The sequence below is a fragment of the Chryseobacterium lathyri genome (assembly GCF_019970085.1).
GTDB classification, from domain to species: domain Bacteria; phylum Bacteroidota; class Bacteroidia; order Flavobacteriales; family Weeksellaceae; genus Chryseobacterium; species Chryseobacterium lathyri.
The window spans coordinates 350,908-372,853 of record NZ_JAHXYG010000004.1 but is presented as its reverse complement, the minus strand read 5'-3'; the positions used below and the strand labels follow the sequence as shown (position 1 = coordinate 372,853).

Sequence of the window (21,946 nt, the reverse complement as noted above, 5' to 3'; positions counted from 1 at the left end):
ATTTTTATTAATAATCAGTAAATTTAAGGTTATGAAAAAACTTTTAAATATTGGATTTTCTGTATTGTTTTCAGGAATGGTTTTTGTTTCCTGCGAAGACGATGATTACCAGACTGTACAATCTATAGGTAAGATCAAAATCGACAGTGTAAAGATCATGCAGGATACTATGGATGTATATTCAATACAGAGTATTAAGACGTATTCTACCTATTCGTCCCAATGTGAGGGTTTTTATGGATATGATTATATTCATGACAGCAGCCTGGAAAGATCTGTTACCGCTTATAAATATACTACGGACGGTCCCTGTACACAGGAAACCCATGTGGGAGCCAACCAGATCAACTTCAGTCCGCGCCAGACAGGAACGTATACCTTTAAATTCTGGAATGGCGGTAACAGCTGGGTCACCAAAAAAATTGTAGTAGAATAATAATGAAATGGATTTCACTTTGCTTTTTTCTTTTTGCCAATGCTCTTTTTGGGCAGAAAATTATCTGGCAGGAAGATCATAAGCTGGTCTGGGATAACTTTAAAAGCCCCATAAACAGAAAAAATCATCCCGATGTCGCTGCCTATACACACTGTGGCTGGGAATATTCTGTAGTGAAATCCACCAATCCTAAATCTCCGGTTAAAATTGAGATCACTGCTATTTTTAATGAAGACAGATCCTGGAAAGATATCAAAAAAATAAATGATTATATCCTGCTGCATGAGCAAATGCATTTTGATATTGCAGAATTGTTTGTCAGAAAATTCAGGAAAGAGATAGGAGAGAAGATCAAAACTTCCGGTGATTACAATAAAAATTTTAATGCAGTTTACAGCAAAATATCAAACGATTACAAAAATTTCCAGATGTCCTATGACAGGGTTACGGAACATGGAATGAATAAAGAAAAGCAAGCAGAATACAATGCTCTCATTGCTGAAGAACTGGACCATTTAAAAAGCTATAAAGCCTCTTGAAATTTCTCAATAAAATCATCCACGAACTGCTGGCCCAAAACCAGGATCTTTCGGAGTTCAATATTGTTCTGCCCGGAAAACGTCCCATCGTATTCATCAGGCAGATCCTGGAAGAAAACAATTATTCAGGATTTCTTCCCAATTTCTTTACCATAGAAGAGCTGATCGACAGGATTGCAGGCAAACAGCCTGTTCAGGGAATCTCTCTTTGGCTTTTTGCCTTTGATGTCTACCGGAGTCTTGGTCTAATCCCGAAAGATGATTTTGCAGACTTTTTAAAGTGGTTTCCGACCCTTCAGAAGGACTGGGACGATATCCTGAAGTTCTCTGAAAGTGATGAAGCTGTTTTGCAGTATATGTTTGATGAAGAAAGGATCAAAGAATGGGCTCAGGATCTGGGTGAAGATGATGATGTTCCACGTAAAAAATTCCTTAATTTCTGGCGGAATATGAACGTTTTTCTTCCAATTCTAAAGAAAAAACTACAGGAAAGAAACTGGGCGACTTCCGGGATGATTCATGAAACTGCGAAGGCCAAGATCTCAGCTTTTGCCGAAAATACTTCCGAACATTTTGTATTCTGTGGCTTCAATGCTTTTACACCGGTGGAAGAAAAGCTCGTAAGGAGCTTACTGCGTTGGAATAAGGCACAGTGCTTCTTTCAGGCGGATCATTATTATTTTGATGATGAAAGACAGGAAGCCGGAAAATTCCTCAGGAACCATAAAACATGGAAAGAATTTGATGACAACAGGACTTTTCAGTGGATAGAAGATGATTTTAATCAGCCAAAAAATATAAAAGTTTATGAGGTTTCCGGAAATGTAACGCAGACTAAAGTTCTGCCTGAAATATTTAAGGAAATTGAAAATAAGACCTATTCCAACACCGCAGTGGTATTATTGGATGAAAATCTTCTTCCTGCGAGTCTGGATGTGATGTACGGTGTTGAAAACCTGAACATTACCATGGGTTTTCCTTTGAAGAATCTTTCTTTTTCCAATGCCGTAAAACAGCTTTTCTATCTTCAGAAACAGCTGGAGAAAAATAAATCTTCCTATTACTACAGAGATATTTTCCCGATCCTTGAAGAGCTTCCGAAGTCTTCTGAAGATGAGTTGATTATCGGTAATTTCAGGACGAAAATAGAGGAGAGGAATATCGTTTATATATCAAAAAAGCTTTTAGAAGAACTTCTGGGTGGGCTTTCTTATTATGGACTTCTTAGAAAAGCTGATCATACAGGTGTTTACCTGGATATGCTTATCGCTTTCTGTAAACGGATCAAATGGCTGGAAATAGATGATATCCAATATGAAAACGTTTCCCATTTTGAAAATGCGTTCAGAATTATTAAAAACCAGCTCAGTCCATATGATTTTGAAATCAAAATGGAAACACTGGAAATCCTGATCAACCAGCATGTCAATTCCGAAAGTATAGATTTCCAGGGGGAACCGCTCCGCGGACTTCAGATTATGGGTCTTCTGGAAACCCGTCTTCTGAATTTTGAAAATGTAATCATGCTTTCTGTGAATGAAGGGAAGCTGCCTTTAGGAAATTCACAGAATACTTATATTCCGTTTGATATCAGAAGGTATTTTGATATGCATACGTTTCTGGAAAATGACAGTATTTATGCCTATCACTTTTACAGGCTGATCCAGGATTCCCGAAATGTCCATCTTCTGTACAATGCACTCAGTTCCGGAGTGAATACTGGAGAGAAGAGCAGATTTATCACACAGATAGAAATGGAGAGCTCCCATAAGATAGAGCACCTTATTATTGAGAATTCTTCCGAACCTATTGCTTCGCAACCAATAGAAATTCTGAAGACGGAAATCGTGATGGAAAGGTTGCAGAAATGGAAGGAAAAAGTATCTGCATCACACCTGACCAGCTATCTTTATAATCCTATAGATTTTTATCTTTCCAAGATATTGAAGACCTCGGAAACGGATGAAATAGAAGAAGAACTGTCTGTTAAAAATTACGGAAATCTGGTTCATTATTCACTTCAAGAAGTGTATGAATTACTTAAAGGTAAAGTCTTAAAAGAAAAGGATTTACAAAATTCAATTAAAGAAATAGATCAATACATTAATATTGCTATTGAAAAGCTGAAGCATCAGCCTGAATTCTATGAAAAAGGCATGAATTTTATTCACAGGGCTATTGCTAAAAAAGTGATAGAGAATGTACTGAATCATGATCTTGAACTGGTGAGAAATGGTAATACCCTGGAGATTCTGGACATTGAAAAAAGATTCGAAAATGTAGATTTTTATCTTGATGGCAACGACAAAATTTCTTTCTTCGGATTTATCGACAGGATAGACCGCCTTAACGGGACCCTAAGAATTATTGATTATAAAACGGCAAAGATCAAAAACCTCATGGTAAAAATAGATGAAAATAACGTAGATGAATATTTCCATAACAGCGAAAGGAAACAGGCTCTACAGCTTTGCATTTATCATTATGTGGTACAAAATCTTCCGGAATTTTGGGGACTTCCTATAGAAATGGGAATCTGGAGCTTTGCAGAAGCTAAAAAAGGAGTCATTTCTCTGCAGTTTGATAAAGGGAATATTGATGATGCCATGCAGTCTGTAAAGAACCTTATTCTGGAAATATTGAACCCTGATCTCAGTTTTATTGAGAATATCAAGCCGTATTCCAATTAAAAATGCACTTCATTGCTGAAGTGCATCTCATTTGAAATGAAGATATACTAGTACTATTGTCTTATAATTTTACTTTTTTATTCACCGTTTTACCATCGTTTCCGGTAAACTGAACTACATAAATGCCTGGTTCCAAGCTTTTTGATTCAAATTCTGATTTATTGACTTCCTGCTGAATAATCAATGCCCCCGAAATATTATAGATGCTGATGTTTTTAATGCCATTGCCTGCTCTGGCAACGATCTGGCGGTTTTTCGTAAATATCTCAGCCTTGTCAGATAATGAGCTGTTTTCCAGTGCTTTTTTGAACTGAAGATTATAAAACTGAGTGACCACTTCAAAAGTGTTCTGATTATTAAGACCTTTTATGTCAATTCCATTGTTTTCGGCATACTCTTTCTGAGAAACTGTTCTTAAAAGATTTTTATTGCCATCAAAAATATTGACAGTGATCAGTTCTTCCTGTGGTATTTTCAGTTTTAAAATATTATTGTTTTCAGACTGTACAATTTCATTTTCAGGAACTTCTACGGGTGTGCTTTTAACGTATGGAATTAATTTCTGATTGTTATTTTCCTGTACTTTTAAAAGATAAACACCGTCTGTTAATGATGATAAACTGCCGTTTGTTCCTGATTTGCTTACTGCTTTTTCCTGATTGAAATCTGTAACTCCTACAAGCTGCATTTTTCCAAGATCCGGCTTTAATTGAGAAGAATAGAGTGTATGGGTCTCAGCCTGGCTGTTTCCCTGTTGTTTTGAAGTCAGTATGGCCCATTCATTCAGAAAACCTCCGCTTCTGAGTGTATTGAATTTGGCATTGGAGGCCAATGTAAAAGGAACAATTCCCCCTACATGGCCTAAAGGTCCCCAAAATAATGATTCCAGCTTATATTTGTTCAGATCCCACCATGCATAATATCCCCGCTGTACATCAATGGTTTTAGAAGTGTTTTCCGGTGGAATAGCCAGGTCTACTGAGGAATGTCCCAGGGTCATAGGGGTTTTGTTGTACCAGTCATACACATCCTTAGGCTTCATGCATCGTCTGAGGTTATTGTTGGGATTATTGGTAACATCATTAACAAAATTCTGAGTGAAAAGATTTCTCCAGATCACAGGCCCCCAAAGAAGGCCTCCGTTGTCCTGAACCACATGGTAATTGTATTTATCCAGATATTCCGGAGAAATGACCTCAGAAATGCTCGTATTGTAGGTTTTATAACCTGTATTATTGCAGGTATGCAATACATTGGCAAGGAAAGAAGTGAAAGGATAAAAATCCTTTTCCAGGACTCCTTTATTCAGGGTAACTCCTGAAAAATCATATGGTCCGTCTCCCATGTAAGCATACTTGAACTTCAGATTGGTTGGGTTAGAGGTATTCAGGCTTTTTAAAGTGGACATGGCGGCATGCGCACCTTGTGAATAGCCTGCCAGAAAGTATTCATCGTATCTTTTTATTCCTAACTGACCCAGCACTTTATTGGCTGCCTTTACAAAGTCTATCGTTGCGCCAGCTTCCGTAGCAGCGTCTACATATGGATGAACGCCGTCTCCGCTTCCCATTCCTACGTAATCAGGTGCCATCAGAATATAGCCGTTGAGTACATATGATAATTCAACTACGAATCCTGCGGTTAAGGCTCCTTTGAAGTTAGAAGGGACATTATCTCTGCTGTCGGTCGTTCCGTGATCAGAAACCACCGTGGAAAGTTTAAAATTAACGTTCGGATACATCAGAAGTCCTGTAGCCTTTACTAAGACATTCTTTTCATTTTTGGTATAATAAGTAATTTTATAGCCCTTAAGCCCCACATTGAATCCATTGAGATAGCTGACAAAATCCGGAGCGTTCTGCTCGCCCAGACTGTTGGCGATGAAATTAGTAACTCCCTGTGGAGTCAGATCCAATTTTTGTTCAAAACTCACAACATCTCCTGCCTGTTGGGCAAAAAAGAACGGAGCAGTGAAACTTAATAAAAGTGTAGATAATTTTCTCATATCAATATTTTTTGATGTTATTAAATTAAATATTTTTAATAAAAAATGGATAATGTTAATACATCAATAATTATTCATTGAATATAAGTTCCCTGCAAAGTGAGTAAAACAAGGAGTCCGGCCATTCGGCCGAACTCCTCTTCAGTATATTTTTGAGCTTTTATTTAAAAAGCGTTGATTCCTGTAATATCTAAGCCAGTGATCAGTAAATGAACATCATGTGTACCTTCATACGTAATTACCGACTCAAGATTGGCTGCGTGTCTCATCATCGGGAATTCGCCCATGATTCCCATGCCGCCAAGGATTTGTCTGGATTCTCTGGCAATATCAATAGCCATTTTCACGTTGTTGCGCTTAGCCATTGAGATCTGTGCAGGACTTGCTTTGTGGTCATTTTTAAGATTTCCTAACTGAAGACATAATAACTGTGCCTTTGTGATCTCTGTTAAGAATTCAGCTAATTTCTTTTGTTGAAGCTGGAAAGAACCAATCGGCTTGCCAAATTGTTTTCTTTCTTTAGAATACTGAACAGCTGTACAGTAGCAGTCAATTGCTGCCCCAATTACACCCCATGAAATTCCGTATCTCGCTGAGTTTAAACAAGATAAAGGTCCTTTTAACCCTGTTGCCCCAGGAAGTAAATTTTCTTTAGGAACTTTTACATTATTAAATACCAGCTCTCCGGTTTTTGAAGCTCTCAAGCTCCATTTATTATGAGTTTCAGGCGTAGTAAAGCCTTCCATTCCCCTTTCAACGATTAAGCCCTGTATTTTTCCTTCTTCGTTTTTTGCCCAGACTACTGCGATATCGCACAGAGGAGAATTCGTGATCCACATTTTGGCTCCATTCAGAAGATAATGGTCACCCATATCTTTGAAATACGTTTCCATAGAACTTGGATCTGAACCGTGATTAGGCTCAGTTAATCCAAAAGAACCGATCATTTCCCCTGCAGCAAGATGCGGAAGGTATTTTTTCTTCTGTTCCTCGGAACCGAATTCGTTGATAGGGAACATCACCAGCGAGCTCTGTACCGAAGCAGCAGAACGCACCGCAGAATCTCCTCTTTCAAGCTCCTGCATAATAAGACCGTAAGAAATCTGATCTAACCCTGAACCGCCATATTCAACAGGAATGTATGGACCTAAAGCTCCAATCTTTCCCAATTCTTTCATTAAGCCCGGAATATCAGTATGATTTTGCGCGGCCTGGTCAATCTGCGGCATTACAAAACTTTCCACCCAATCTCTTACCGATTGACGGATCAGTTTATGTTCTTCAGTAAGTAAAGCATCAATTCCGTAGTAGTCTGGAATGCTTGTAAGAGGATAATATGACATGATTTTTTTGATTTGCTTAAAAGTAATACTTTTCGTTGGTTTGAAAAATTTTTTTACGAATCTTTGTTGCGTTTGATTTTCAGTAAGATAAATGGGAACATACAGGATTTCAGTTAAAATACAGTCTCCTAAGATTCCTCATCATTAGAGATAGGATACTGATTGGCAGCATTGTGTACCTTACTTTTGAACTTATACAGATATGGAGCCTTATTGGCAGATCCGTCATACAGTTTCTCCAGTCTGTCCAGAATATTCAAGCTTAATATTTTACGCTGAAAATTATTTCTCCTGAATTTCTGTCCCAGAATAGTTTCATACAGCGACTGAAGATCTTTCATCGTAAATTTTTCAGGAAGAAGATTACTGGCTGCCACTTCGGTATTGATATTCATACGAAGATATTCAAGGCCCGTTTCTATAACTCTGTCATGGTCGAAGGCCATCTTGGGAAGTTTATTAACCTCAAACCATTCACAGCTTTCGTTGAATGCATCCGGAAAAGTATTGGCGACGGAAAAATCAATAAGGCTACAGTAGCCCACCGTAATAAATCTCTGGAAGATCCAGTGATCTTTCGGAACCTCAATTCCTTTATTGTTAAGAAGGATTTGATGGACATTATTCTCCGTTCGGTCAATTCTCCCAAACGTGTGAAACTGTTTTAAAAAAAGGTCCTGGAGATGGGTTCTTTCATACAGTACTCTTGCAGCGGCTTCACGAAGGTCTTCATCATTGAAAACAAAACCGCCCGGAAGCGACCACAGATCCAGATCGTGGTACTTCAGAAGCAAAACCTTCAAAATATTATTGTGAAAACCAAATATTGTGCAGTCAACAGATACGTGTGCTACAAAATCTTTTGTATCAATAAGTTCCTGAAGGGTTTCTTTGTTTTTGGTGTCTTTGATTTTCATGGGAGTAAAAATAAAATTATTTTCTATAATTTCTTTCCTGCAAGCTTAAAATATATTAAACTCACTGTAAAAAGCACAGAAACAGCAAGTAATATATAAAGCGGATAGTAGTTTAACAGTTGTTTTCCGAACAGAACTGCCATAATAATTGAACTGACAGAGCTGCCAAGCGATGAAAAAATGACAATCAGGGATGTAAACAGGTTGATTTTTTCCCTGTCGATCTGTGCAATCATCTTTGAATTGATGACAGGGTAGAGCGGCGAAAGGAAAAGTCCGATCACCGGAAATAAAAATAGAATAATACCGGAATTCACAGAATCAAAATACTGTATTCCCACGATAATTACCAGCACAGCAATAATTAAAGAAATGCACAGAATATAATATTTTGACAGTGAAAATCTGTGAATGATATTAGCTGTTGCTGTTCTGCCTGCATAAGAAAAAAGAGCAAGAAAAGAAGTGGCCTGTAAAGCAAAAAATGAATTGACATTCAGGTGATTTTTATAAAAAGAAGGCAGCCATGAATTAAATCCCTGCTCAACAAAAACAATAAAAAAAACTACAGCAAGGAACATGATTGTTGTGGGTTTTACAAATACTGAAAGTTCAGCCATAAGACTTTTATTCTCCGTTTTTTTCGCTTCTGAGATGTTCAGCTTTGAAAAAAGAAATATCGTTACAGCACAGAGTACTGTTATAGAAAGGAAACCGAACTTCCAGTATTCGGAATAGCGGCTGGAAATGAGCCACCCGAAACCGGTATTTACTATAAAAATACCGACCATAAATGAGGCTTCCACGCTGTTCATCATTTTGGCAAGAGACTTTTCATCTGAAATATTGTTCCGGATAATTCCGAAAACACAGATCTTTCCTACGGCAAAACAGGTCCCGATAATAGCAAACCAGACTTTATAGAACCAAAAATCTTCTATAAATGGAAGGAAACATGAGCAGATTCCAACAATGACTAAAGCAGAAACCAATGCTTTTTTAGTACCCGTCTTGCTTATAAAATTCACTGCAAAAAGTGAAATAAATGCAATGGGAATATCTTTGAAAGATTCTAAAAAACCTAATTTTTCATAGGTGATCTTTGCCTCTGAAAGCTGAAGGATCACAATACCCATGCAGTTCAAGACCATTGAAAAAATAAGGAAGGTTAGTTTTAGAGGAAGAGAGATCTTGGAAAGCTTGGCTGTCATTTTGGGGACTTTTTTTATTGTTTTTTTACGATTTTTTTATGAATTATGAAGAAGATATAAGGCTTTCAACTCCCAAAAATAAACGAAAAATTAAAATAATTGTGAATAGAATGTTAATTTATTAAAAAAAAATATATTTTTATTGTCTCAATTTGAGAATTAAAAAACTAACTGTATATGAATCTAAGAGTATCAAGAAGTCTGGGAGTAGTTGCTGTGCTGTATTTTACAGCTAATTTCAGTGCACAGACCAGCGTACAAGACACTGTTCCGAAAGAGAATAAAATAGAGGAGGTTATTGTGATCGGTTACGGTACACAGAAAAAAAGTAATGTGACCGGAGCTATTGCAAGTATTAAAGCAAGCGACATAGAAAACATTCCGGCAGGTAAACCTGAGCAGGTATTACAGGGAAGAGCTGCGGGTGTTTCTGTAGTGACGAATTCCGGGCAGCCCGGAGCTGCTGCTACGGTACGGGTGCGTGGAATTACCAGTTTTGGTGCAGGTAGTAACAGCCCTTTATGGGTGGTGGATGGTATTGTAGTAGACAATATCGGATGGCTGAACCAATCTGATATAGAAAGTATGGAAGTCCTGAAAGATGGGGCATCATCTGCTATCTATGGGGTTTCTGCAGCAAAAGGAGTAATTCTGGTTACGACAAAAAAAGGAAAGAAAGGAAAACTGAGTCTTTCGTACAATGGGTTTTATGGTTTTTCAAATACTTCCAAAAAATTAGACCTTTTAGATGCTACTCAATATGCAAACATCATTAATGAAGGGTTTGTAAATGATGGGGGAACACCTAGATATGCCAATCCCGGATCACTTGGAAAGGGAACAAACTGGCAGGATGCTATCTTCGGAACCGGTGAAAAATCTTCTCACGAGATAAGTATTACAGGTGGTAATGAAAAGTCAACCTATTATACTTCGTTTGGATATTTTGATCAAACGGGTATTGTCATGAGCGATATTTCCTATTATAAAAGGATAAATGCCAGATTTAATTCAACACATAAAGTTACAGACTACCTGACCATAGGCCAAACCTTTGCGTATACACACGTAAAATCTCAGGGAATCAGTGCCAACGAAGAATTCGGTGGTCCATTAGCTTCAGCAGTTAATTTAGATCCTACCACTCCGGTAGTCGTTACAGACTGGTCTTTAGTAGATCCTAACGGTTATACCAACCCATATATTATCCGTGACGAGAATGGTAATCCATATGGAATTTCCCGTTATGTCAATCAGGAAATGACCAATCCACAAGCTTTCCGCCACATCCAACAGGGAAATTATAGCTGGTCGGATGACTTTGTCGGGAATGTTTTTGCTGAGCTTAAATTTCTTGATCACTTCACTTTCAAAACAAGTTTAAATGGTAAGAAGTCGTATTGGGGAAGCCGCACTTTTACGCCGAAATATTATTTGAGCCCTAATTTTAACAATACCAGCTTCAACAGTCTGAATAAGGTAGACGAAAATAAATTCGAATGGAGTATGGAAAATACTCTGACCTATCAGAATAAATTCGGCGATCATAATTTAAGTGTATTGTTGGGACAGGGAGTTTACCGATATAATATTGCTGGCGGGGCAAGTTTGACCTATAGTAATCTGCCTATTGATAACTGGCAGGATGCATCTTTCAACTTTAATATCCCTCAGGATGATATTACGGCTACAGGATGGGATGGAATTCAGACCCGTAAAGCATCTTATTTTGGTAGAATTATTTACGATTATGCAGATAAATATCTATTTACTGGAACTATCCGTAGAGACGGTTCTTCAAAATTTGCCACGAATCAGCATTGGGGAACTTTCCCTTCCATGTCATTAGGATGGAATGTTCATAAAGAAAACTTCTGGCCTCAAAATAAAGTGATCAATAATTTGAAATTAAGAGGAGGGTACGGAGTTTTAGGAAATGATGAAATGGATAACTTCAGATTTGCAAGTTTCATGGTTTCCGGAAGCAACTATACCACTGCCGGAAATAATATTATCATAGGATATGCACCAAGTACACTGGAAAATCCGAACCTGAAGTGGGAAGAGACCAGCCAGCTGAATATTGCAGCAGATTTGAAACTTTTCAACAACTTCACTTTTACAGCAGACTGGTACAAAAAGAAAACATCTGATATTTTAAGACAGGTGAATATCCCTGGTTATGTAGGTGTTCCTAATTTGCCTTGGGCAAACGTTGGAGATATGGAAAACTCAGGACTAGAACTTGAGCTAGGTTACAAAAAGAACTGGGAAGATTTTAGCATTTCGGTTAACGGTAACTTTGCTACTATTAAAAACAAAGTTTTACGATTGGAAGATGATATAGATTATTTCAACCTTGCCTCTTTTCAGACCATGGGAGCGGTATCTAGAGTAGCAGTCGGACAGCCTTACGGATCATTTTACGGATACACATATAGTGGGGTTTTCCAGAATCAGACACAGGTTGATTCCTACGTCAATGCAACTGGAAACAAGTTATTACCTAATGCGAAACCAGGAGATTTTATATGGCAGGACAATAATGGCGACGGTAAAATTGATGACAATGATAAAGTAAACTTAGGAAGCTCTATCCCGAAATATACTTTTGGACTGACCGTCAATTTAAATTATAAAAATTTCGATTTTATGATGTTTGCACAAGGACAAGCCGGGAATAAAATTTTCCAGGGTTTAAGAAGATTAGATATGCTTGATGCTAATTATCAGACAAGGGTTTTAGATCGATGGACAGGGGAAGGTTCCACCAATAGTAACCCTAGAGTTACAAGGGATGATCCTAACCATAACTATTCCTGGATGTCAAATTATTATCTTCAAAAAGGAGATTATGTCCGTTTAAAAATCATCCAGTTAGGTTATACACTTCCTCAGGATGTTACAAACCGTTTTGGAATGAGCAAAGTAAGACTGTACGTAACGGGAGAAAATGTCTTTACTTTTACGAAATATACGGGCTACGATCCGGAAATTGCAGGAAGAAACAATTCCGAACAAGATATAATAGGAGTTGACAGAGCTTACTATCCACAAGCCAGAACATTTTTGTTAGGTGCTAATATCCAATTTTAATAATGAACAAAATGAAAAATAAGAATTTTTTATATAAAGGGCTTGCTATTACGTTTCTTACAGGCCTGAGTTTTAGTAATATTGCCTGTAGTGATTCATATCTGGATGACGTAAAGAATTCAGGGTCTTTTAATACCGATCTGTATTTTCAGAATGAACAACAGTCTTTTAGTGCATTGGTTTCCGTATATGATATTTTAAGAAAATATTCCGGAGGATTCGAGAATACGGTCACTTTTTTTAATGCAGGATCTGATGATTTTTATTCCGGAGGTGGAAACTCCAATGATGGAGCAGGAATCCAGGGAATGAATAATTTTACAATTAATCCCAATACTATGCCTGCGAGTTACTGGAAAGATTTTTATCAAGGGATAGCACGTGCTAATCTCTTAATAGAAAAAGTTCCTGGAGCTACTATGGGTGAAGATATTAAAAAGAGATATATTGCAGAGGCCAAAGTACTCCGGTCCTTATATTATTTCGAATTGGTAAGAATGTTTGGAAATATTCCGTTAGTGCTCAAAACTATTCAGTTCGGTGATGATTACTGGAATATACCACAGGCGAAACCAAGTGATGTATATGCGCAGATAGAGAGTGACATCAATGCGGCCATTCCAGATTTAATGATGACGTCTAGCGGCAATGACAAGGGTAGAATTACACAAGGAACAGCCAGGGCAATATTAGGTAAAATTTATCTTTACGATAAAAAAATGCCCGAAGCGGCAACACAGTTGGCAGCAGTGAATGGTACACCGGGAGGAACCAGCCAATATGGATATAAACTTGTGGCCAACTATGCCGATCTATTCAAAGTGGGACCGGAAACGGCAGATCCATATAAATTTTCAACAGAATCCATTCTGGAAGTTATGCATACCAACAAAGGAAACTCCGACTGGGGATTCTGGGGACAGGGAAAAGATGAAGGTAACTCTATCAACGTAATGGTAGGACCGCGTTCTTATTCTTTAAAAAATGTTCCGAATAATAATGCACCGGATATTTATTCCGGATGGGCTTTTAATACAGTAACGAATGACTTCGTTAATTTCATGCAGGGGGATCCCAGATTAAATGTAACCGTTTTCAATGCGAAACAATTGGTCGCTGATGGTAAAATTTCTTACAGCCCTGCCTTTGCAGATACAGGATATTTCTTAAACAAATATTTGCCTACGAACGATTTGAAAAGCTCACTTCCAGGACCGGCAGAACTGAATTTCAGACAAAATTATGTAGCCATAAGACTAGCAGATACTTACCTGATGGAAGCAGAAGCCTTAGGCGGTGCCGGAGGTAGAGCACAGGCTCTGTTGGATGCCGTGAGAGCAAGAGTAGGTTTAGCATCAGTTCCTGTTTCTTTACAGGCTATTAAAGACGAAAGAAGAAGAGAGCTTGCCGGAGAAGGACACAGATGGTTCGATCTTGTCAGATGGGGAGATGCTCCTTCTAAGCTTGCCTCTAAAGGATTTAAAGCAAATAAAAATGAAATTCTTCCAATTCCGTTCAATGAATTGCCAAATACTGCTTTAAAACAAAACCCAGGCTACTAAAACATGAAGTTTCACAGTTTATATAGTTTCTTTTTTAAAGGTACTGCGCTGCTTTGCGGCGTGGTACTTTTTCCTGTATCATGTGCGTCAGTAAATAGTGATAAAGAAAGTGTTCAATCCTGGCTGACGAAAGGAAATGAAAGTGTAAAATTACAGCAGCAGAGTCCGGTTAGGTTTACAACAAATGCCAATAACTGGCAGAATATTGAAATTGATGATACCCAGAAATTTCAATATGTTGACGGTTTTGGCTATACCCTGACAGGAGGAAGTGTTGAGGTGATCAACAGGCTTTCATCTTCAAAACGGAAAGCGCTTTTGGATGAACTTTTTGGGAAAGATAAAAATTCAATTTCCATAAGCTATCTGCGGTTAAGTATTGGAGCTTCCGATCTCGATGGTGAAGTTTTTTCTTACGACGATCTTCCGGAAGGCCAGACAGATCCGACACTTTCAAAATTCAGCCTGGCAAAGGATAAAGATCTGATTGCGATGCTGAAAGAGATTTTAGCCATCAATCCCGATATCAAAATTATTGCCGCTCCATGGTCGTCTCCAGTTTGGATGAAGGACAACGGAAAATCCAAAGGAGGAAGCTTAAAACCTGAATTTTATAAAGTCTATGCAGAATATTTTGTAAAATATATTCAGGGAATGCAAAAGGCAGGGATTACCATTGATGCCATTACGCCTCAGAACGAACCTCTCCATCCCGGAAACAACCCGAGCCTGTATATGCCGTCTGAGCAACAGAAAAACTTTATCAAAGGTCATTTGGGTCCTGTTTTTAAAGCCAACAACATCAAAACAAAAATTGTTGTTTACGATCATAACTGCAACAAACCGGAATATGCCCTTGATATTCTGAAAGATCCGGAGGCGTATCAATATATTGACGGCTCGGCTTTCCATTTGTATGAAGGAGACATTTCGGCGTTAAGCACGGTTCACAACGCATTTCCCGATAAAAATTTGTATTTTACCGAGCAGTGGACGGGATCGAAGGGAACTTTTAATGAAGACCTGAACTGGCATGTTAAAAATGTAATCATCGGTTCCATGAGAAACTGGAGCAAAATTGCTTTGGAATGGAATATAGCAAATGATCCGCAGTACAAACCGCATACAGACGGAGGATGTACAGAATGTAAAGGGGCAATAACAGTTTCGGACAGTGAAAACTTCACCAGAAATGTCTCCTATTACATTATCGCACACGCTTCCAAATTTGTACCTGCAGGTTCCCGGCGTATTGCCTCCTCACAGACAGAAACACTTTCTACGGCAGCCTTTAAAACCCCTGCCGGAAAAACTGTACTTATTATCCAGAACGGAAGCAGTACAGATGAAAGTTTTAATATCAAATATAACGGAAAGACTGCTCCGGTTACCCTTTCAGGACACTCGGCAGCGACTTATGTTTTTTAATTTAATATCATGAAAAAAACTTATTTCTTACTTGCAATTGCAGCATTAGGTATCAATGTCCACGGGCAGAAAACGATTGATCAGAAAGTAGCGGAACTGCTGTCTAAAATGACACTCGAAGAAAAAGTAGGACAGATGGTTCAGTATAGCGGATTTGAATATGCCACAGGGCCTCAGCAATCCAATTCAGCAGCAGTACTGGAAGAAATAAAGAAAGGGAAAGTAGGCTCCATGCTCAATGTAGCGGGCGCTGATGAAACCAGGGCTTTTCAGAAACTCGCTCAGCAATCAAGGCTGAAAATACCTTTACTGTTCGGACAGGATGTTATCCATGGCTACCGGACGACTTTTCCTCTTAACCTGGGTCAGGCAGCAAGCTGGGACCTGGCAATGATTGAAAAGTCTGAGAGAATTGCAGCCACAGAAGCTTCTGCTTATGGGATCCACTGGACCTTTGCACCTATGGTAGATATAGCAAGAGATCCGAGATGGGGAAGAGTAATGGAAGGTTCCGGAGAAGATACTTACCTGGGAACGCAGATTGGTCTGGCAAGAATTAAAGGTTTCCAGGGAAAGGGCTTAGGAAGCCTTGATGCGGTAATGGCCTGTGCCAAGCATTTTGCAGCTTATGGAGCAGCTGTCGGCGGAAGAGATTACAATTCTGTAGATATGAGCTTACGACAGCTCAATGAAACCTATCTGCCTCCGTTTAAAGCTGCAGCTGAGGCTGGAGTAGCCACATTCATGAATTCTTTTAACGATATCAACGGAATTCCTGCTACAGCCAATCAATATATTCAAAGAGAACTTTTAAAAGGAAAATGGAATTACAAAGGTTTTGTGGTGTCAGACTGGGGAAGTATCGGGGAAATGATTCCTCATGGTTATACCAAAGACGCTAACGAGGCCGCTGAAAAAGCTATATCAGGTGGAAGTGATATGGATATGGAAAGCCGCGTTTATATGGCAGAACTTCCAAAATTAGTTAAAGAAGGAAAAGTTGATATACAATTAGTAGATGATGCCGCAGGAAGAATTTTAACCAAGAAATTCGAAATGGGGCTTTTTGATGATCCTTACAGATTCAGCAATGAAAAAAGACAGAAAGAACAAACTGATAATCAGGAACACCGGAAATTCGGAAGAGAATTCGGCTCAAAGAGTATTGTTCTTTTAAAGAATAAAGGAAATATCCTTCCGCTTTCAAAAAACGTTAAGACAGTGGCACTCATCGGACCTTTCGGGAAAGAAACAGTTGCTAACCACGGATTTTGGTCCATTGCATTTAAAGACGATAACCAAAGAATCGTTTCTCAGTTTGACGGAATTAAAAATCAGCTCGATAAAAATTCTACCTTATTATATGCAAAAGGATGTAATGTAGACGATCAGGACAGATCCATGTTTGCGGAAGCGGTGGAAACTGCGAAAAAAGCTGATGTGGTAATCATGACGTTAGGAGAAGGCCATGCGATGAGCGGTGAAGCCAAAAGCAGAAGCAGTATCGGTTTTTCCGGCGTACAGGAAGATTTATTGAAAGAAATAGCTAAAACGGGAAAACCTGTTGTTTTAATGATTAACGCTGGAAGACCTTTGATCTTTAATTGGGCAGCAGATCATATTCCTGCCATCACCTATAACTGGTGGCTGGGAACTGAAGCAGGAAATTCTATTGCCGATGTTCTGTTCGGTGCAGTAAATCCCGGAGGAAAACTTCCAATGAGCTTCCCAAGAACCGAAGGACAAATTCCTATTTATTATAATCATTACAATACAGGAAGACCTGCGAAAAATAACACAGATAGAAATTATGTTTCAGCTTATATTGATCTGGATAATGATCCGAAATTTCCATTTGGTTACGGATTAAGCTATACGGATTTTAAATATTCTGACATGGTCTTAAGTTCAACTAGTCTTAAAGGAAACCAGACTTTAAATATCAGCGTAACGGTTTCCAATACAGGAAAATTTGACGGTGAAGAAGTCGTACAGCTTTACATCAGAGATCTTTTTGGGAAAGTAGTACGGCCTGTGAAAGAACTGAAAGGTTTCCAAAAAATATCCATCAAAAAAGGAGAAAGCAAAAAAGTAGACTTCAAACTGACTTCGGAAGACCTGAAATTTTTTGATAATGATCTGAATTATGATTGGGAAAGTGGAGAATTCGATATTATGGTTGGAACCAACTCCCAGGATGTTCAGACGAAAAGAATCACATGGAGTAAATAAAATATTCAATACAAGCGGGTGCTTTAGCCTGTTTAACATAATAAAATAGGAAACGACTTACATTACAACCACATTCATGAAAATCAAATTTAGAAATATCATTCAACTCTGTGCGGCCGGAATATTAGTTCTTTCTGTGGCAAGCTGCGTCTCAAACAAAGCAGGCTCCGGCAGAAAACTGGTCTGGAGCGATGAATTTAATGGGAAAGGTCTTCCTGATTCATTAAAATGGAATTATGATGTAGGAGGAGACGGATATGGAAACCAGGAAGCTCAGTTTTATACAAAGAAAAGAATTGAAAATGCCAGAATGGAAGGTGGAAATCTTGTTATTGAGGCCAGAAAAGAAAATTGGGATAAGAATAAATATACTTCTGCAAGGCTTTTGACCAAGGGGAAATTCTCTTTCCAATACGGAACAGTAGAAGTAAAGGCAAAACTTCCCAAAGGCAGGGGAACATGGCCAGCCGTTTGGATGATGAGTGAGAATATGAAAAAATGGCCGGATGACGGCGAACTGGATATCATGGAACATGTAGGTTTCAATCAGGGGTATATCCATGCTTCGGTTCATACCAAAAAGTATAATCATATTCAGGGAACACAGAAAACGGATACTCTGATTGTAAAAGATGCCAGTGAAAAATTCCATGTATATAAAGTAGACTGGACGCCGGAAAAAATTGATGTCTATATTGACGATAAAAAGTTTTTCACGTATGAAAATAAAGAAAAAACTTATGAAGCATGGCCTTTCGATCAGCCTTATTTTATTATTTTAAATCTGGCAGTAGGCGGTTTCTGGGGCGGAAAAGAAGGAATAGATGACAGCATATTTCCGCAAAAATATTATATAGACTATGTAAGGGTTTATCAAAATAAATAATGAAGAGAGGGCAGTTACGTCCAAAAACAGAAAGAAAAAATTATGAAAAAACTAATTGTAAGCTGTTTGGCAGTAGGAGCGTTTCTGAATGCTAATGCACAGAACTATTGGAAAAAGAACGCAGGGAAAACAGCAAAGGTTATTCTTACCAACTCCAAGGCCAATGAGAAAATGGCAGATAAAGGAATGGTTAAGTTTGAGAAGTTCGGACAGCCCAAAGAAACCGATGCCTGTATTTTTGTAGATCCTGATTTTAAATATCAGAAGCTGATCGGAATTGGTGGGGCCATCACTGATGCGTCTGCAGAAACCTTTTATAAAATGCCGAAGGACAAGCAGAAAGAGATTATAGAGGCTTACTTTGGAAAAAACGGATTGGGATACACCGTAGTCCGTACCAATATGAACTCCTGCGATTTTTCCAGTGATTCTTATACTTATGTGGAAGATAATGATACAGCTTTGAAGACTTTCAATATTGCCCATGACGAAAAGTATAAGATCCCGATGATTAAAGAAGCTCAGAAAGCGATAGGGAAAGATTTCACATTTTACTTCTCCCCATGGAGTCCGCCAGCATGGATGAAATCTAATAAAAGTATGCTGAAAGGAGGGCGGTTGGAAAATGCATTTTATCAGACCTGGGCAGATTATTACATTAAATTCATCAAAGAATATGAAAAAAGAGGAATCAACATCTGGGGTCTAACTGTACAGAATGAGCCTATGGCGACACAGACCTGGGAGTCCTGCATTTATTCAGCTGAAGAGGAAGGCGAATTTCTTAAGAATAACCTTGGGCCGACACTTTGGAAAAATGGTTACAAAGACAAAAAAGTAATGATCTGGGATCACAACCGGGATTTAATCTACCAGAGAGCCACTACTACTTTAAGCGATCCTGAAACCTCGAAATATGCCAGCGGAATTGGGTATCACTGGTATGAAACCTGGAATAATAAAACGCAGCTTTTCGATAATTTATCTGAAACGCAGAAAGCTTTCCCGGATAAGTTCCTGGCTTTTACCGAAGGTTGTAAAGAACAGTTCAATATGTCCGGAATTTATGATGTGAGTCTTGGTGAACTTTATGGAAGAAATATGCTTAATGATTTCAATAAAGGAACAGCCTTATGGACAGACTGGAATGTGTTGCTGGATGAAACCGGAGGCCCAAACCATGTCGGAAACTTCTGTTTTGCCCCTATCATTGCTGATACCAAAACAGGAGAGGTACATTATACTTATGAATATTATTATGTAGGCCATGTTTCAAAATTTATCAAGCCTAATGCCCAGAGAATCGGAAGTTCTTCAAACAGAGCGGCTCTTACATCTACCACTTTCATGAATGAAAACGGCCAGCTGGTTACTGTGATCATGAATGATTCCGGGAATGATATTGAAACAAATCTGTGGATCGAAGGAATGGCTGCGAAATTATTTGCGCCGGCCCATTCTATACAGACTGTTATACTGTAACTTCATATTAACATTTTTATAGAACCGGCGGCCTCGTAGAGGCCGCCGGTTTATTGTTTACAGTATATTTTTAATGCTGTTATTCAACATCATATTTGCTGATTACTTTCTGAGTAACTCCTGAGCTGCTGAAACCACCATCATGGAATAAGTTCTGCATCGTCACTTTCTTAGTAAGATCAGAGAATAAAGTTACACAATAGTTGGCACAGTCAAGAGCTGTAGCATTTCCAAGCGGAGACATATCTTCAGCGTATCCAAGGAAGCCGCCGAAACCTTTCACACCGCTACCTGCTGTAGTAGGTGTAGGAGATTGGGAAACCGTGTTGACACGTACTTTTCTCTCACCCCAGTAATTTCCGAATGTTCTTGCAATACTTTCCAGGTAAGCCTTGTTATCAGACATATCATTGTAGTCAGGGAAAGTTCTCTGAGCTGCAATATAAGTCAGTGCTAAAATGCTTCCCCACTCATTCATGCAGTCTTTCTCCCAAGCCACACGCATTACCTTGTGGAAAGAAACTGCTGAAATATCCCAGCCTTTTTCCAACCAGTCATAATTCATTTCAGTGTAATGCTTTCCTTTTCTTACATTTACGGACATGCCTATAGAGTGAAGGATAAAATCTATTTTCCCGAATTTTGCTGTCGCAGCATCAAAAAGTTTTTCAAGATCTTCTATAGAAGTAGCATCTGCAGCAATCACCTCAGAACCTGTTTTTTCTGCTAAACCATTAAGTTCTCCCATTCTCAAAGCAATAGGGGCATTTGATAAGATAAATTCAGCACCTTCTTCATGACATCTTTCTGCAACTTTCCATGCGATTGATTGCTCATTAAGGGCTCCAAAAATAATTCCCTTTTTGCCTTTAAGTAAACCGTATGACATAATTTTTTAATGTTTATTTGAATACAAATGTAGCAATAATTTGTGTTTGTAACATCATAAAAATGGAGCCTTATTGATTTAAGACTCCATTTTCTTGAAATATTTATATGACTGAAATTTTAATTGGTTTTCTTATTCCATTCTGCTTTTGCATCTTCCGCAGCATCTTTAGTTTTTTCCCAAGCTTCGTTTGCTTTATCTTTTATGTCATCCCATGCATCTGCAGCATTATTCTTTACTCTTTCAAACCAGTCTTCCTGCTGTGCCTCTTCATCATTATTCCTCTTTTCATTGATGTAATCTTTTGCTTTGGCTGCCAGGTCATCAATTTTCCATTTAGCATTGTCTGCTGCATTCTTTAAAGAATTTTCTGTGTTATTTACTGCATTTTCCGCTTTGTTGTATTCTGAATTGTTCATAATATATAATATTTTATTGTTGTGTATACGTAAATAAACAATAACTATTCCTAAAACCCGGAAATGCTGTTAAACTTTTCTTAATCTTTTGTTATACTTTTCAAATCAGTATTATCTTTAGTACAGTATAAAAAATTACTATTATGGAAAAAATACGATGTGGCTGGTGTGAGAAAGACGATCTGTACCGAAAATATCATGATGAGGAATGGGGAAGGCCCGTATACGATGATGAAACTATTTTTGAATTTCTGATCCTTGAAAGTTTTCAGGCGGGACTGAGCTGGTATACGATCCTTTCTAAAAGAGAGAATTTCAGAAAAGCTTTTGATGATTTCAATTATAAAAAAATTGCAGCTTATACGGAAGAGAAAATGGAGGAGCTTATGAACGATCCCGGCATTATAAGAAACCGGCTTAAGATAATGGCTACAGTAACCAATGCGCAGAAATTTCTGGAAGTTCAGAAAGAGTTTGGAAGCTTTTCAGAATATATATGGGGTTTTGTAGGTGGAAAGCCGGTGGATAACTGTCCCAAAACTTTAGGTGATGTTCCGGCTGTAACAGATATTTCTGATATTTTATCTAAAGATCTGAAGAAAAGAGGTTTTAAATTTGTGGGATCTACAGTGGTTTATGCTCATATGCAGGCCACCGGAATGGTGAACGATCATATTGAAAGCTGCTTTGTAAGACAAAAATAAATTTTATTTTATTCATTTTTACGTGATTTTTTTATATATAATGTAATTTAATTTTTTACATGATAGAAGATATAATGCCTTTGGAACTGTGTTGTTATTAGGTTTTA

General features: G+C 38.2%; 16 protein-coding genes. 10 read left to right on the top strand and 6 right to left on the bottom strand.

The features are described from left to right. Positions 1–31 precede the first annotated feature (31 nt). The 3 genes from LC418_RS14785 to LC418_RS14775 are packed head-to-tail and all read left to right on the top strand — an operon-like array spanning position 32 to position 3,665. Positions 32–436 carry a hypothetical protein gene (locus LC418_RS14785; RefSeq protein ID WP_223559691.1) on the top strand — a complete coding sequence of 135 codons (405 nt, stop codon included), beginning with the start codon at positions 32–34 and terminating at the stop codon, positions 434–436. A 2-nt stretch (positions 437–438) separates the two neighbouring features. Then, positions 439–975, top strand: a complete 537-nt coding sequence (locus tag LC418_RS14780) for a DUF922 domain-containing protein (RefSeq protein WP_223559690.1) — start codon at positions 439–441, stop codon at positions 973–975. Next, positions 972–3,665 carry a PD-(D/E)XK nuclease family protein gene (locus tag LC418_RS14775; protein ID WP_223559689.1) on the top strand — a complete coding sequence of 898 codons (2,694 nt, stop codon included), beginning with the start codon at positions 972–974 and terminating at the stop codon, positions 3,663–3,665. Before LC418_RS14780 ends, LC418_RS14775 begins: the two co-directional genes overlap by 4 nt. Before the next feature lie 61 nt (positions 3,666–3,726). On the opposite strand, the gene LC418_RS14770 is transcribed toward LC418_RS14775, so the two are convergent. The 4 genes from LC418_RS14770 to LC418_RS14755 form a co-directional block, all read right to left on the bottom strand. Then, a complete protein-coding gene (locus tag LC418_RS14770; protein WP_111952992.1) occupies positions 3,727–5,670 on the bottom strand; it encodes a T9SS type A sorting domain-containing protein in 1,944 nt (647 codons plus the stop codon). 164 nt (positions 5,671–5,834) lie between these two features. Continuing rightward, positions 5,835–7,013: an acyl-CoA dehydrogenase family protein gene (locus LC418_RS14765; protein ID WP_111952994.1), complete on the bottom strand. Its 1,179-nt coding sequence runs from the start codon at positions 7,011–7,013 to the stop codon at positions 5,835–5,837. Positions 7,014–7,141: 128 nt separating this feature from the next. Beyond that, on the bottom strand, positions 7,142–7,930 hold the full coding sequence (locus LC418_RS14760; RefSeq protein ID WP_111952996.1) for an NUDIX hydrolase: 789 nt from the start codon (positions 7,928–7,930) through the stop codon (positions 7,142–7,144). 23 nt (positions 7,931–7,953) lie between these two features. Further along, on the bottom strand, positions 7,954–9,141 hold the full coding sequence (locus LC418_RS14755) for an MFS transporter (protein WP_223559688.1): 1,188 nt from the start codon (positions 9,139–9,141) through the stop codon (positions 7,954–7,956). 177 nt (positions 9,142–9,318) lie between these two features. Between LC418_RS14755 and LC418_RS14750 the strand changes: the two genes are divergently transcribed. The 6 genes from LC418_RS14750 (at position 9,319) to LC418_RS14725 (ending at position 19,827) form a co-directional block, all read left to right on the top strand. Continuing rightward, on the top strand, positions 9,319–12,237 hold the full coding sequence (locus LC418_RS14750; RefSeq protein ID WP_223559687.1) for a SusC/RagA family TonB-linked outer membrane protein: 2,919 nt from the start codon (positions 9,319–9,321) through the stop codon (positions 12,235–12,237). 11 nt (positions 12,238–12,248) lie between these two features. Then, positions 12,249–13,799 carry a RagB/SusD family nutrient uptake outer membrane protein gene (locus LC418_RS14745; protein ID WP_111953585.1) on the top strand — a complete coding sequence of 517 codons (1,551 nt, stop codon included), beginning with the start codon at positions 12,249–12,251 and terminating at the stop codon, positions 13,797–13,799. Positions 13,800–13,802: 3 nt separating this feature from the next. Next, positions 13,803–15,227: a glycoside hydrolase family 30 protein gene (locus tag LC418_RS14740; RefSeq protein ID WP_223559686.1), complete on the top strand. Its 1,425-nt coding sequence runs from the start codon at positions 13,803–13,805 to the stop codon at positions 15,225–15,227. Between the two features lie 9 nt (positions 15,228–15,236). After that, on the top strand, positions 15,237–17,459 hold the full coding sequence (gene bglX / locus LC418_RS14735; RefSeq protein WP_223559685.1) for a beta-glucosidase BglX: 2,223 nt from the start codon (positions 15,237–15,239) through the stop codon (positions 17,457–17,459). A 76-nt stretch (positions 17,460–17,535) separates the two neighbouring features. Then, a complete protein-coding gene (locus LC418_RS14730; protein WP_111953006.1) occupies positions 17,536–18,345 on the top strand; it encodes a glycoside hydrolase family 16 protein in 810 nt (269 codons plus the stop codon). 42 nt (positions 18,346–18,387) lie between these two features. Next, positions 18,388–19,827 (top strand): glycoside hydrolase family 30 protein, encoded by a 1,440-nt coding sequence (locus LC418_RS14725; RefSeq protein ID WP_223559684.1) that lies wholly within the window; start codon positions 18,388–18,390, stop codon positions 19,825–19,827. A gap of 79 nt (positions 19,828–19,906) precedes the next feature. On the opposite strand, the gene LC418_RS14720 is transcribed toward LC418_RS14725, so the two are convergent. Together LC418_RS14720 and LC418_RS14715 are read right to left on the bottom strand one after the other, a co-directional pair. Then, a complete protein-coding gene (locus LC418_RS14720) occupies positions 19,907–20,716 on the bottom strand; it encodes an enoyl-ACP reductase FabI (protein WP_111953010.1) in 810 nt (269 codons plus the stop codon). Between the two features lie 119 nt (positions 20,717–20,835). Next, entirely contained in the window at positions 20,836–21,135 is a 300-nt protein-coding gene (locus LC418_RS14715) for a hypothetical protein (protein WP_111953012.1), read from the bottom strand. A gap of 143 nt (positions 21,136–21,278) precedes the next feature. Between LC418_RS14715 and LC418_RS14710 the strand changes: the two genes are divergently transcribed. Beyond that, positions 21,279–21,839, top strand: a complete 561-nt coding sequence (locus LC418_RS14710) for a DNA-3-methyladenine glycosylase I (RefSeq protein ID WP_223559683.1) — start codon at positions 21,279–21,281, stop codon at positions 21,837–21,839. Positions 21,840–21,946 lie beyond the last annotated feature (107 nt).